Source organism: Streptomyces mashuensis (assembly GCF_014654785.1).
Taxonomy (GTDB): Bacteria; Actinomycetota; Actinomycetes; order Streptomycetales; family Streptomycetaceae; genus Streptomyces; species Streptomyces mashuensis.
Window position 1 is genome coordinate 306,631 of the sequence record NZ_BNBD01000005.1, and the last position, 13,334, is coordinate 319,964.

Annotated in this window: 11 protein-coding genes; 9 read left to right on the plus strand and 2 right to left on the minus strand. The window is 68.8% G+C overall.

The window, feature by feature from the left end; translation table 11 throughout:
• Positions 1-81: 81 nt before the first annotated feature.
• From sucC to IE305_RS15645, 3 genes are all read left to right on the plus strand, one after another.
• A complete protein-coding gene (gene sucC, locus IE305_RS15635; protein WP_190130167.1) occupies positions 82-1,257 on the plus strand; it encodes an ADP-forming succinate--CoA ligase subunit beta in 1,176 nt (391 codons plus the stop codon).
• Between the two features lie 20 nt (positions 1,258-1,277).
• The gene (sucD, locus tag IE305_RS15640) at positions 1,278-2,162 is read left to right on the plus strand and encodes a succinate--CoA ligase subunit alpha (RefSeq protein ID WP_190130168.1); all 885 of its coding nucleotides are present in this window, start codon (positions 1,278-1,280) and stop codon (positions 2,160-2,162) included.
• 174 nt (positions 2,163-2,336) lie between these two features.
• Positions 2,337-4,229 carry a cell division protein PerM gene (locus IE305_RS15645; RefSeq protein ID WP_190130169.1) on the plus strand — a complete coding sequence of 631 codons (1,893 nt, stop codon included), beginning with the start codon at positions 2,337-2,339 and terminating at the stop codon, positions 4,227-4,229.
• Between the two features lie 12 nt (positions 4,230-4,241).
• On the opposite strand, the gene IE305_RS15650 is transcribed toward IE305_RS15645, so the two are convergent.
• Together IE305_RS15650 and IE305_RS33025 are read right to left on the minus strand one after the other, a co-directional pair.
• Positions 4,242-4,901 (minus strand): hypothetical protein, encoded by a 660-nt coding sequence (locus IE305_RS15650; protein WP_190130170.1) that lies wholly within the window; start codon positions 4,899-4,901, stop codon positions 4,242-4,244.
• 27 nt (positions 4,902-4,928) lie between these two features.
• Entirely contained in the window at positions 4,929-5,921 is a 993-nt protein-coding gene (locus tag IE305_RS33025) for a transglycosylase SLT domain-containing protein (protein ID WP_373311642.1), read from the minus strand.
• Positions 5,922-6,920: 999 nt separating this feature from the next.
• Between IE305_RS33025 and IE305_RS33030 the strand changes: the two genes are divergently transcribed.
• From IE305_RS33030 to IE305_RS15685, 6 genes are read left to right on the plus strand one after another with little or no spacing between them, the layout of a single operon-like run.
• A complete protein-coding gene (locus tag IE305_RS33030) occupies positions 6,921-7,202 on the plus strand; it encodes a hypothetical protein (RefSeq protein WP_229891009.1) in 282 nt (93 codons plus the stop codon).
• A gap of 31 nt (positions 7,203-7,233) precedes the next feature.
• Entirely contained in the window at positions 7,234-7,548 is a 315-nt protein-coding gene (locus tag IE305_RS15665) for a hypothetical protein (RefSeq protein WP_190130171.1), read from the plus strand.
• Between the two features lie 5 nt (positions 7,549-7,553).
• Positions 7,554-8,309 carry a hypothetical protein gene (locus IE305_RS33035; RefSeq protein ID WP_229891011.1) on the plus strand — a complete coding sequence of 252 codons (756 nt, stop codon included), beginning with the start codon at positions 7,554-7,556 and terminating at the stop codon, positions 8,307-8,309.
• A 37-nt stretch (positions 8,310-8,346) separates the two neighbouring features.
• Positions 8,347-10,239 carry a hypothetical protein gene (locus IE305_RS15675; RefSeq protein ID WP_190130172.1) on the plus strand — a complete coding sequence of 631 codons (1,893 nt, stop codon included), beginning with the start codon at positions 8,347-8,349 and terminating at the stop codon, positions 10,237-10,239.
• 3 nt (positions 10,240-10,242) lie between these two features.
• Positions 10,243-11,763 carry an SCO6880 family protein gene (locus tag IE305_RS15680; protein ID WP_190130173.1) on the plus strand — a complete coding sequence of 507 codons (1,521 nt, stop codon included), beginning with the start codon at positions 10,243-10,245 and terminating at the stop codon, positions 11,761-11,763.
• Positions 11,763-13,310 carry a putative type IV secretion/conjugal transfer ATPase gene (locus IE305_RS15685; protein ID WP_190130174.1) on the plus strand — a complete coding sequence of 516 codons (1,548 nt, stop codon included), beginning with the start codon at positions 11,763-11,765 and terminating at the stop codon, positions 13,308-13,310. Before IE305_RS15680 ends, IE305_RS15685 begins: the two co-directional genes overlap by 1 nt.
• Positions 13,311-13,334 lie beyond the last annotated feature (24 nt).

Consider the following 13,334-nt stretch of genomic DNA (forward strand, 5'->3'; position numbering starts at 1 on the left):
AATAGATCGCGTCCTCACGCTGCCCCGCGGCACGCCCGCGCAGACAACGAACCGCGATATCCAGAAAAGGGACGGACGCGCGTGGACCTGTTCGAGTACCAGGCGAGGGACCTCTTCGCCAAGCACGGTGTACCGGTGCTGGCCGGTGAAGTCATCGACACGCCTGAGGCGGCGCGCGAGGCCACTGAGCGTCTGGGCGGCCGTTCGGTCGTCAAGGCTCAGGTGAAGGTCGGCGGCCGTGGCAAGGCCGGCGGCGTGAAGCTGGCCGCCACCCCGGACGAGGCCGTCGCCCGCGCGACGGACATCCTCGGCATGGACATCAAGGGCCACACGGTTCACAAGGTCATGATCGCGGAGACCGCTCCGGAGATCGCCGAGGAGTACTACGTCTCGTACCTCCTCGACCGTACGAACCGCACCTTCCTCGCCATGGCGTCGGTCGCCGGCGGCATGGACATCGAGGAGGTCGCGGCCACGACCCCCGAGAAGCTCGCCAAGGTCCCGGTCGACGCCAACGAGGGCGTCACCCCGGAGAAGGCCCGCGAGATCGTCGAGAAGGCCCAGTTCCCGGCCGAGGTCGCGGACCAGGTCGCCGAGGTCCTCGTGACCCTGTGGAAGACCTTCGTCGCCGAGGACGCCCTCCTCGTCGAGGTCAACCCGCTCGCGAAGGTCGCCGACGGCCGCGTCATCGCGCTCGACGGCAAGGTCTCGCTGGACGCCAACGCCGAGTTCCGCCAGCCCTCGCACGAGGAGCTCGAGGACAAGGCCGCCGCCAACCCGCTCGAGGCGGCCGCCAAGGCCAAGGGCCTGAACTACGTCAAGCTCGACGGCCAGGTCGGCATCATCGGCAACGGCGCGGGTCTGGTCATGTCGACCCTCGACGTCGTCGCCTACGCCGGTGAGAACCACGGTGGCGTCAAGCCCGCCAACTTCCTCGACATCGGTGGCGGCGCCTCCGCCGAGGTCATGGCCAACGGTCTCGAGATCATCCTCGGCGACCCGGACGTCAAGTCCGTCTTCGTCAACGTCTTCGGCGGCATCACCGCGTGCGACGCGGTCGCCAACGGCATCGTCCAGGCCCTGGCGCTGCTGGAGTCCAAGGGCGAAGAGGTCACCAAGCCGCTGGTCGTGCGCCTCGACGGCAACAACGCCGAGCTGGGTCGCAAGATCCTGACCGACGCCAACCACCCGCTGGTGCAGCAGGTGGACACCATGGACGGCGCGGCCGACAAGGCCGCCGAGCTGGCTGCGAAGTAAGGGACGAGGGACACCACACCATGGCTATCTTCCTCACCAAGGAATCCAAGGTCATCGTCCAGGGCATGACCGGCTCCGAGGGCCAGAAGCACACCCGGCGCATGCTCGCGTCCGGCACCAACATCGTCGGCGGCACCAACCCGCGCAAGGCCGGCCAGACGGTCGACTTCGACGGCAAGGAGATCCCGGTCTTCGGCACCGTCAAGGAGGCCATGGAGAAGACCGGCGCCGACGTGACGGTCATCTTCGTGCCGGAGAAGGCCACCAAGGCCGCCGTCGTCGAGGCCATCGAGGCCGAGATCCCGCTGGCCGTCGTGATCACCGAGGGCGTCGCGGTCCACGACACCGCCTCGTTCTGGGCGCTCGCCCAGGCCAAGGGCAACAAGACCCGCATCATCGGCCCCAACTGCCCGGGTCTGATCAGCCCCGGCCAGTCGAACGCCGGCATCATCCCGGCCGACATCACCAAGCCCGGCCGCATCGGTCTGGTGTCGAAGTCCGGCACCCTGACCTACCAGATGATGTACGAGCTGCGCGACATCGGCTTCAGCTCCTGCGTGGGCATCGGCGGTGACCCGATCATCGGCACCACCCACATCGACGCCCTCAAGGCGTTCCAGGAGGACCCCGAGACCGACCTGATCGTCATGATCGGTGAGATCGGTGGCGACGCCGAGGAGCGTGCGGCCGACTTCATCAAGGAGCACGTCACCAAGCCGGTCGTCGGCTACGTGGCCGGCTTCACCGCCCCCGAGGGCAAGACGATGGGCCACGCCGGCGCGATCGTGTCCGGTTCGTCCGGCACCGCGCAGGCCAAGAAGGAGGCCCTGGAGGCCGCGGGCGTGAAGGTCGGCAAGACCCCGTCCGAGACGGCCCGCCTGGCGCGCGCCGCGCTCGCCGGCTGACCGTAGACCGGTTCCGCGAGGTTCCCGGCGGGCCCGCACCCCTGCGAGGGGGTGCGGGCCCGCCGCCGTACCGCTGCCCGTCCGGGGGCCGTCTGCTCTTCCCGGGCGAAAGCGACACGACGGTCAAATGCCAGCTACAGGCACCAACGGTGCGTTCTTGGCAGCATGGCCCCCGTGAGCCTGTACGCCGAGCACGGCACCCCGCCGTCGTCGCCCCACCGCCCCGCGCCGGCCGGCGGGTCGGCGGCGAGCACGGTGTTCCTCGGCGGCGTGCTCGCCGCCGGCCTCGGGCTCGGCGTCTTCTCCATGGCCGTGCTGGCCCTGTGGATCATCTCGCCGTACCCGGACAGCGGCCCCGGCGGAGCGCTGCGCGTCGCCGCCGACGTCTGGCTGCTGGCGCACGGCGCCGACCTGGTCCGCGGCACCGAGCTCGGCAGCGGCACCGTCCCCGTCGGCCTCACGCCGCTGGCCTGCACCGTCGTGCCCTGCACGCTGCTCTACCGGGCCGCGCGGCACGCCCTCGACCCGCCCGAGGACTGGCCGCCCGAGGCCCCCGGACCACCCCCGCGCACCGCCTTCGCCGCCATGCTGGGCGGCTACCTGCTGGTGGCTGCGGCCGCCGTGCTCTACGCGTCGTACGGCCCCGTGCGCGTCGCGCCGCTGAGCGCGCTGCTCTTCGTCCCGCTGTGCGCGGCGGTGTTCATCGGGGCGGGCGTGTGGACGGCGGCAGGGCGCCCCGGATGGCCCGCGCCGCCCGCCGTGCGCCGGGTGGTGCCCGCCGCGGTGCGCCGCTGGTTCACGCACGACCACCTGGCCGGGGTGGTCCGCGCCGGTATCGCCGCCACCGTCACGCTGCTCATCGGCGGAACGCTTCTGCTGGCCGCCGCGCTGGGCCTGCACGCCGGGCTGGCGCGCGAGGCGTTCGCCCAGCTGTCGCCGGTCTGGTCGGGGCGGGTGTCCGTGGCGGTGCTGTGTGCCGCGCTGCTGCCCAACGCCGTCGTGTGGGCCGCGGCGTACGGGCTCGGCACCGGCTTCACGGTAGGCGCCGGCAGCGTCGTCGCCCCGCTCGCGGTGGCCGCGCCGCCCCGGCCCCGGCTGCCCGACTTCCCGCTGCTGGCGGCGCTGCCCGCGCCCGGCCCGGCGGGCCCGGCCGGCCTGGCCGCCGCCGCGGCGGTCACGGCCGCCACCGGAGCGGCACTGGCCAGGGCGGCGGTACGGCGCGACGACGACCTGCCGGGACGGTGCGAGACGGCCGCGACGGCCGTGCTGGGCGCGGTGCTGTGCGGCGTGCTGACGATGGCGCTGGGCTACGCGTCGGGCGGCCCGGTGGGCCGGTCGACGCTCGCCGCGTTCGGCCCGTGCGGCTGGCGCATGGGTGCGACGGTCGCGGCCTGCGCGGCGGCGGTGGGCGTGCCGGGGGCGCTCGTCGTGCGGTGGCGGCGCGGCACGGTGCTGCGGGCGCGGGAGGGTGAGGTCATGCGGGAGCGTACGGAACGGCTGAGGGGCTGGCGCCGGGTCGGCCACACGCTGGGCCTCGCGGTGGAGGAACCGGCCCCGCGCCCGGTGGCGCCTGTATCTGCCGGGCCTGCCGTGGCGCCTGAGCGGCGCTCCTGGTGGCGCTCTCTCGCCGAATGGTTCGGGTTCCGCGTGCCGGGCGCGCCGGTGCCGGAGGCGGCGGAAACGGTCACGTACGAGCCGGAGACGCTCCCGCTGAGGCCCCGCCAGGACGCGGACCGCCGCCCGCCGGTGTCCCCGTCCCCGGAGCCGCCGGAACTGGCGGACCCCCCGCCAGCGGCGAGGTCCGAGCCGTCGCTCTCGCCCCACCAGGCCCCGGCCCCCGCGAGCCCGGGGCCCGGCCCTGCCCGCGAACGCCGCCCCTGGTGGAAGAAACCGCGCCGCGACCGCGCCACCCCGCCGCCCACCCCGGAGGCGGCGCCCCAGGAATGGCACGACCCGGCCTCCCGCGAGGCCCGCTGGGCAGCGCTGAAGAACGCCTCGGGCGACCTGGTCCCGGCGTTCGAACCGCAGGAACAGCCGCCCCAGGCGATTGACCCGGCTGCGCAGTGAGCCGCACCGCGGTCAGGACACCGTTCTGCGGGTGGGTTCCTTCGGCCGTCCTGCCCGCAGTTTCCTCACGCGAGCGAGGACAGAGCGGAACGCCGCACTGCCCTCGCCGCTGCTGGCCGCCAGTACGTCCAGCAGTTCGGAGCTCAGGCCGAGGGCTTCCTCGTAGTCGGTGATGCTGTTCCAGGTGTGGGCGGCGCGGTGGGCCGACTCGCGGGTCATTCTGTGACGGGGCCCCAGCGCAGACCCTTGCAAGCCTGCCGTATGCAGGTACCAACGAGTTGCCACGCCATGTTGCCCCTTGACGTGGGCCAGCCAGCCCCGCAGCTCCCGGATGTTGATCGTGTACGGGTGCGCCGGCCCGTACTGCGCGGTGATCTCCTGGTCAAGGAGTTGGGCCTCGGCCTCGGCTGCCGCGAGTGCCTCCGAGTCCTGAGCTGTGCTGAAGGCAGCCGTGACCGCAGCGATTCTCTGCTGGTAGGGCTGCGGGGGTGGTGGCACCGACTCGTCGGCGCCGCCGTCAGCGACGGGCTCCCGGACAGCCGGTTCCGACGGTACGGGGGGCGCAGACTGGTCCGTTGTGTCGTCCTGTTGGTGGGTGGTCGCCCAGAAATCCGCGGTGACGGTACCCCACGGGAGCATGGGGTCGTCGTCGTGCTGCACGGGGAGTCGCATAGCGCTTTCCAGTTCAGAAGAAACGTTTCATCCGGCATTGGGGAAGTAGGGCGGCGTCCAGCCTACGTACTTGGCTCCCCACTTCTTCTCGATCGCGTCGGCATCCACGACGTCGATGTACCCCTGGCGCAGGATGTCATTGGAAACGATCTTTCCTTGGCCGAGGTAGATGGCGATGTGTCCGGCGCGACTGCCCGTGTCCCAGTACATGAGGGCACCGGGGGGAGGGTTGCGGTCGGTGTGCTGCATTTCCTTGGGCACCACGCCGTAATGGTCGATGGCGTACTGCACGCCGGAGACGTTCCAGCCGTAGACGATCGCCGTGAAGGCGAGACAACGGTTGTACCAGCCGCTGGAGGATCCATCGCCGGCGTGGGCCTTGGCCCAGGCGATGGCCTCATCGACGCTTCTCGGGTTGTTGAGCTTCCAGCTCTGCTGGCCATCGGTGAAGGATCCGCCTCCGCCGTCGGCCGCCGCGAAGTTTTTCGATTCCCTGATGATGTCGGCGACGTACCCGGGGGTCTCGCCGTTCTGGGGGATGCCCTTGACGCGTTCGACCGCGTACGGTCCGGCGTTGTATGCGGCGAGCGCCAGCTCGATGGGGGAGCCGTTGTAATCGGGATGCTTCTTGAACTGCCTCAGCAGGTCGCACATCATCTTTCCCTGGGCAGGGATGGCATCCGCCGGATCCCAGACGTCCTTCTTGCCATCGCCGTTGCCGTCGACGCCTTCCGTCGCCCACGTGCTGTCGATGAACTGCGCAATTCCCTTTGCGTTGGCTCTCGACGATGCCGTGGGGTCGAACCCCGACTCGGCCGACAGCTGAGCCGCCAGAATGGACGCCGGCAGTCCCTCCTTGCAGCTGTCGGCGGCTGCCTGGACGAGTCCGGCGTACTGAGCGGGAACACCACCCTTTCCTACCTTGAGACCGCCGCCAGCAGCACTGGCATTGAAGCCACCACTGTCGCCGAGTGATGCAATGAGCAGGATGAGTGCGAGTGCCAGGGCGATCGGCCCCAAGAGCACTATTCCAGCTGCAAGCAGCAGTCCCCGTTTGGCGCCCACTCATCCCCCCTTGTCCTGGGCGCCGATGGCCGCGGCGCGCTCCAGCAGTCGACGCAAGTCCTTCAGACGTGGAGTCGAGCGAGCGCGGCCGCCAACATCGGCGGTGACATTGTCACACCAGGCAAAAGGGGATGACGTGGCATCAACGAGCGTCGTGATGTGATCCACAAGCGGGCGATTTGGTGAATAGTCGCCCCAATGCGGACAGAGGTTCATCACTTCGTCGAGTGGGGATGAGGCGTGTCTGACTCTTAGTCGACAAATCCATCCGGCTCTGCGCTGTCATGACCTGACCTTAGACTTATCCCACGACGGGCAGCTGGGGGTAGGGCTGTCCAATGCAGTTGAAAATTCGGGGGAAGGGTGGCCAAGGCGCCGCAACCAGCCATGCAGTTGCCCACGCACGCGAGAGTCGTAGTACCGGTCATGGCCGCTACGGGGGGTAGTGGCCGATCCACCGTCGTGGCGCTGTTGACGAGTTCGCTGGCATCAATCTGCTCGGCAGTGGCTCTGGATACCGGTCCTCGCCTCGCCTCGCCGTGGCCCGCGTGGCCAACTGAATCGGGGGGCGGGCTGGCCTCGCTGCCGGCGGACCAACTGATGACGCGGCGTCAGGTGCTGGCTGCAGCGTCCCGGTGTCACACCGCCGAGGGGGGGATCTGGCACGTCCTCACCGACCACCAGGAGTGGTCCGACGCCCCGCTGCCGTTGCCCCAGGAGCCGGCTGCCTGGTATCAACTCGCTGCAGCTGGTGCTTGGCAGGCGGTTGTGGCGGACACCAGTCACCCGGTAGCCCACGACCTCGTTGCTGCCCGGGCGCAGGGACGTACTGGCCTCAGTGCGGCCTGGTGCTCACTGCCTTTTACCGTCCCGGTGCTGTGCGCTGCGGCGTCGGGGGCCGGTGTTCTCGCGTTGCAGTCAGCCGTACAGGCAGCAATTGCGGAGGGACTCCCCTTGCAACGCACCGTCGTGGCCCTCGTCGCCACGGGCGATGGCCGATGGCCTGCGCAAGTGCGTGCCGCAGAAACGATGCTTCAGGCACGGGTCGGTGCGGTGATCGGCGTGCCCTACGACCCCCAGATCCGCAGCACCGGCATGGCGCAGCCCGGTCGCCTCAAGCCACGCACGCTCGCAGCCGCCTCCGAACTCGTCCGGGCGGTGCTCGCGGCAGCGCATGCGACGTGGGGCGAGCCGCTGCCGCCGGCCGCCGTGCCCGCTGCCGCGCACGTTCTCTGAATCCATCACCTACCACCTGAAGGGTGGCCAGATGAGCCAGATGATGCACACTGCAATGACCGTCCTCGCCGACGGCCCCCTGCCCGACTTCAAGCCGGAACTCCCCAGCGCCCTCAAGACACCCACGGGCCAGATCCTCGGCTGGGCCGCCGGCATCGGCCTCTTCCTGGCCGTCCTCGGCGGCCTGTGCGGCTGGGGCGCCGTGGCCATCGGACACAACACCGAGCGCGGCGGCCTCGCTGCCCGCGGCAAGCAGGCCATCGTCTGGTCCCTCATCTCCGGCCTCGGCATCGGCGTCACCGCCGGCCTGGTCCTCGCCTTCTACAACATGGCCAAGGCCGGGTGACCCCGATGGACTTCGACCGCAAGGCACGCAGGGCACGTCTTCGACTCCTGGTCATCGGTGCGACAGTTGCGGCGCTCGTAGTAGGTGGCGTGGTCTTTGCGCTCACCTACCTCACGGGGGGTAGGAAGGCGGTGCCAACAGTCGCGAACCCCACGAAGAGTGCACCGACGAACTCTCCATCACCAGGGAAGACCTTCACGCCTGGCACGGCGAGGCCGTGGCTGGTGAGGAAGGGGCAGTCGATGAAGGACGGCGTCAGTGTCGGCTTCACGCGTGGCGCCGGGGGGGCTCTGTCAGCCGCAGTACGACATCAGCAAGAGTTGGACATTCTCAGCGATTCTTTCGCCAGAAAACAGCTGAGCGTGATTGTCTCGCGCGACTCGCAAGACACCGTCGACCGCCGAGTTTCAGAAGTTCGGAAAATGCGCGAAAGGGCAGGCTTGCCGCCGTCGGGCGACACCCCCGGGGGATTGTCGATCATTACACAGGTCAAGGCGGCACGAATACGTGCCCTGGATGACGAGGAGGACGTCGTTGAAGTCTGGATGTCATTTGACCGATACGCAACGACGCCCGACAAGCCAGCCGACAATGAGCCCTTGAGGGATGAGACGACCTACGCCATTTACAAGTGGCAGGACGGCGACTGGAAGCTGACAGAGGAACCTCAGTACAAGAACTTGGTGCGCGGCCCAGTCACGTATGACATCAATAGCCCCTATGCATGGCAGGACCAGTGGCGGAGGGTTGTCGTTGAGTAGAGCGCTGGCCTGGGCGAGCACCCTTGCCTGCGCCCTCATGGCCTTTCTGGTGATTGCGGCACCGCCGGCCATGGCTGGCGCCAAGCCCCCGGCGCCGTACCCGAAAGAATTCGCGGAAGCACAGGCTTATGGCGACATAATCGGTATCAATAAAAAGACCGGCGAGTATTGCAACTATTCCCAACAGGTCAACAGTGGCGAGAAGGGGCCTTGTCGCCGTCCGGACGACTGCCAGGACTTTCCGGCAGGAACGGGAATTTGTGAATACGAGGACTCGAAAAAACCCGAAGATCAGCAGAAAATCAACGAAAATGAGCTGAAGCGCTGGGAGGAGAAGGCTGATTCGAAGCAGCCCGGCTACGAGGAGGTGAAAAAACGCCTCACCGAATGCGTGAAGAAGGGTGAGCCTTTTCAGGAGTGCCAGAGGAAGGCCACGGACCAAGGGTCGCTTCCGGCAGAAGTGGGCAATTGGATCGCCGGCAAGATATCCAAGCTTGCCTCGGATGCCTTGAAGGCTGCCGCTGCAGCAATCGGCGAATCAGTGGTATGGCTGCTCAAGGAGTTTGCGAAGGCGTTCAACAGCTTCTCCACGATCGACTTGAAGAAGACCGGGATCGGGCCGATTGCGGGCATCATGTGGGCCCTTTCGGCGCTGGTTGCCGCATTCTTGCTGCTGATCCAGTTCGGAAAGTTGGCAGTCTCCCAGCAGGGCGGCCCGTTGGTGACTGCGGTCACGGGGCTGGCGAAGTGGGCTTTGGTGATATCCGTCTACATCACCGCGACCCAGACAGCGTTGAACTGGTCGGACACGCTCAGCACGGCGTTGGTCAATTACACGTTCGACGGTGGCGGAAGTGGCGACGGCGACGCCACCAAGGCCATGCAGGTCCAGTTGGGGAAGCTCTTTGCCGGCCTGGTGGGCGCGGGCGGGGCTACGGCCACCGGCGCCGCATTGGTCGGTGGCACGGGCGTTCTGGCGCAGGCAGTGGGCGTGACCATCGTCATCGGCGTGCTGTGCATCGTCGCCATCGGCGCCTTGTGGATCGAGATGCTGATGCGCCAAGCCGGAATCATGGTCCTGGTGACCGTTATGCCGCTGGTACTGGCCGGTCAGATGGCGGATGCCACACGTGAGTGGTGGCCGAAGACCCGCAACGCGTTGATCGCGCTCGTACTGATGAAGCCGGTGATCGTAATCTGCTTCAGCATCGGCTTCAGCGCGATGGCCAAGGGCGACGGTATCTACAACGTTCTCGCCGGCCTGCTCATCTTCATTCTGGCGGCGTTCGCCTGGCCCGTGCTGGCGAAATTCATGACGTTTACCAGCAACGGCTCTGGTAACGCGGCTGCCGCGGGACTGATGGGGGTGATCGGGGGAAGCGTCTCCTCGGCGTTCGGCGGTAACCAGCCTTCCCTTGCCGGGCCCGGCACCGTGGGCGACGGCAGCGGCTACACGCAGGCCGTGGAGGACGACAATGCGGCAACCGTCGGCAACGGCGGTGCGTCCGGCAGCTTCTGGTCCAAGAGCGCGGATGCGTTGGCGTCCAAGATGCGCGGCTCCGGCAGCTTCGGGTCGCAGCTCAAGGGCAGCGTGGGCATGGGGTTCCAGGTCGCGGCCGCCGGTAAGAACATGCTCGAGACCGCCGGGGCCAACACCGCCGCGCATGCAGGCCTGGATCAAGGCGCCCAGGGCGCAAGCCAGGTAATCGTCCCCCGTCGGCTCGACGCACAGACAGCTGCCCCGACAACCGACGCCGCTCCGTCACAGGCGAGGGAGTCCGAGCCCCCACCGGTCCCCGCGCAGTCACCGACGCAGGAGACCCAGCGCCCATCGGCCATAGCCACCGGGGCCACTGAGCCCCCACTGGGGGATCCGGTGCCCACGAAACTGGCGCAGCTACCGCCCGCGCCGAACTCGGAAGGGAGCTGACCGGTGTCCGCACCGAATCTCTACAGTGGTTGGCAGTCGGAGCGCTCGGGCTTCATCGGCAACCTCTCCGGGCTCGGCTTCTGCCTGGTGGCCGCTGCCTCGATCATTGCCCTGACCCCCGTCTACATGCACAGCTGGGGCGCCGCATTCGTCTGTCTTCCCCTCGCCGCGCTGCTGCTCCTCCTTGCCTACGGGCGGGTGCTGGGCCTCAGCGCGGACGAATGGATCGCTCTCGCAGTAAGGCACCAGATCGCCGTGGCCACCAAACGGAACATCTTCTTCTCCGGGGTGTTCGCCCCGCGCACCAAGGACGGGCAGCAGCCCATGGACCTGCCCGGGGTGCTGGCACGTCTGCATCTGCTGGAGGCCCCCGACGGGCTGGGCGGGACCTTGGGCGTCATGCACAACCCGGTCGACGGCACGTACACCGCGATCTGCCGGGTGTCCTTCCCCGGCCTGGCGCTGGTGGACACCGACAAGCAGAACGCGCGCGTGAAGGCGTGGGCGGCCTACCTGCGGTCGCTGTGCAAGGAGGGCGGCGCGATCACGCGCGTCAGTGTCCACCAGCGCTCGTTGCCCGATGACGGCGCGGCGCTGCGGGGGTGGACCGAGCGCCACCTGTCTCCCGAAGCCCCGGCCCAGGCAGTACAGGCGCTCGAGGAGCTCATGGCTGGTGCCGGACCGACCGCGACCGTGCGCGAGACATACCTGGCAGTGACCTTGTCCTCCTCGCGGGCCCGCCTGGCCATCAAGGGTGCCGGCGGTGGGCAGATCGGTGCGGCTGCCGTTCTGGTGCGCGAGGTGCAGGCCATGCACAGCTCGCTGTCCAGCGCGGGCCTGCAGGTCCTGGAGTGGCTCACTCCCCGAGGGGTGGCCCAGGCCATCCGTACCGCCTACGACCCGGAGGCGCAGCTGATGCTGTCGTCGCGGAACACGTCGGCGGAGAACCCGGAGTGGACGGGCACGCCGCGCGGGGTGGACCCGGCGCTGGCCGGGCCGGCGGCCGCAGAGAGCGGCTGGGGTCTGTACCGGCACGACGGGGCATGGACGGTGAGCTACCAGGTCCGTGGCTTCCCCAAGAGCGAGGTGTACGCGACGTTCCTGCAGCCGCTGCTGCGGCCTCGTGCCAACGCCCGCCGTTCGATGAGCCTGGTCTACGAGCCGGTCGGCCCGGCCAAGGCCCGCCAGGAATTGGCAAGGGAGAAGACCAAGCGGGACACCGCGCGCAGATTCCGTGCCAAGACAGGCCGGGCGGAGTCGGAGGACGAGCGCCTGGAAGCCATGACGGCGCGAGCCCAGGACATGGCGCGAGCCTCGGGCCACGGCGTCGTGCGGCTGACGGCGATGCTTGCCGTCACCGTCACAGACCTGGACCAGTTGGAGACGGCCTGCGCGGAGCTTCAGGCCGATGCCTCGGACGCCGGGCTGGAGCTGCGGCGCGTATGGGGAGCTCAGGATTCGGCGTTCGCTGTCGCGGCCCTGCCTTTGGGCCAGGGGCTGCCGGACCGAAGGATCGGTATCTGATGGGCCTGTTCACCCGTCGTGCGGACGACGACACCCGCCTCAAGGCCGCGCCACTGACCGAGCTGATCAATGCCACCGCCGAGTCCCCTGCGCCTCCGCAGCAACTCAGCGCGCGGGAGATGCGGCGCTCGCGCTTGCTGGAGGACCCGGAGACCGCGATGCGGGTCGCCCCGAAGAAGGGGTGGACCCACCCGTTCGCGGGCCGCGCGGCCTCGATGGCCAAAGCCGAGGTGTTCCGGGCCGACACCGACCGTGCCAGCGGCATCTACCCCTTCCTGCACGCGGCGAGCCTGCCGCCGATCGGCGTCTACATCGGGTGGAACACGCTGACGATGCAGGCATTCTCCGCGCATCCGGCAGCCTGGGTGAAGGAGGGGCTGGCCACCAACCCGAACGTGATGGTCACCGGCATTCCCGGCTCGGGGAAGTCCGCCCACATCAAGGCCCTCTGCTTCCGGCTGATGGCACTGGGCCACCGCACGCTGATCGCCGGCGATGTCAAGGGCGAGTACCAGGCCCTGTGCCAGCACCTGGGCGTCGAGCCGGTCCGGCTGGGCCCCGGCCTGCCCGGCCGGCTCAACCCGCTGGACGCCGGTCCGCTCGGCTACGACCTGGACAAGGTCAGTGGCACCGAACTGCAGTCCCGCCTGAAGGAGATCCACCGCCGCCGCCTCACCCTGCTGCAGGCGCTGCTGGAGCTCCAGCTGAAGCGGTTCCTGCGCCCGCAGGAGGAGGAGTGCCTGGACATTGCGCTGCGCGAGGTCACGGGTGAACTCCACGGGCAGACCGTCCTGTCGGTGCCCACCCTGCCGCTCGTGTACCAGCGGCTCAAGGATCCGACCGACGCCATGGCGCGGGAACTGCGCGTGCGGGGGGACGATGTACAGACCGCACGCGAGCAGATGGCTTCCCTCCGCTCCGCGCTCGGCGGAATGATCACTGGCCACCTTGGTGGCCTGTTCGACGAGCAGACGAGCATCGGCCTCGACTGGGACGCCCCGATCCAGTCCGTCGACATCTCCGCCCTCCAGCACTACGGCGACGAGACCGTCGCCATGGTGCTCACCTGCGTCTCCTCCTGGGCGCAGTCGGCCATCGACCGCCCCGGCGGACGCCCCTGGATCGTCGTACGCGACGAACTCTGGCGCCAGATGCGCAGCGGTGGTGCGGCCATGGTCCGCAAGGTCGACGCGGACCTTCGCCTCTCCCGCGCCACCGGCACCATCCAGTTGCTGGCCACCCACCGCCTCTCGGACTTCGAGGCGGTCGGCGCCGCTGGTTCGGAGGCCGTGGCGATCGCCAAGGACCTCATCGCCTCGTGCGAGACCCGGATCCAGCTGGCCCAGGACACGAAGCCGCTCAACCTCACGCGCGAAGCCATCGGCCTCACGGACGCAGAATGTGACCTCATCGGCTCGTGGGGCGCCGGTCAGCGAGGTCGTGCGCTGTGGAAGGTCGGCCGCGGCGGCGGCTCCCACGCGGTGCAGCTCATGCTGAGCCACACCGAAAAACGTCTTTTCGAGACGGACGAGCGGATGGTGGTCTGACCTTGGGGACTGCCAACAAGCCGG

Excerpts from the sequence above, each read along its gene's own strand:
- IE305_RS15650 (WP_190130170.1), bottom strand. The coding sequence starts at position 4,901 with ATGCGACTCCCCGTGCAGCACGACGACGACCCCATGCTCCCGTGGGGT.
- IE305_RS15665 (WP_190130171.1), top strand. The coding sequence starts at position 7,234 with ATGAGCCAGATGATGCACACTGCAATGACCGTCCTCGCCGACGGCCCC.
- IE305_RS33035 (WP_229891011.1), top strand. The coding sequence starts at position 7,554 with ATGGACTTCGACCGCAAGGCACGCAGGGCACGTCTTCGACTCCTGGTC.
- sucD (WP_190130168.1), top strand. The coding sequence starts at position 1,278 with ATGGCTATCTTCCTCACCAAGGAATCCAAGGTCATCGTCCAGGGCATG.
- IE305_RS15675 (WP_190130172.1), top strand. The coding sequence starts at position 8,347 with ATGGCCTTTCTGGTGATTGCGGCACCGCCGGCCATGGCTGGCGCCAAG.
- IE305_RS15685 (WP_190130174.1), top strand. The coding sequence starts at position 11,763 with ATGGGCCTGTTCACCCGTCGTGCGGACGACGACACCCGCCTCAAGGCC.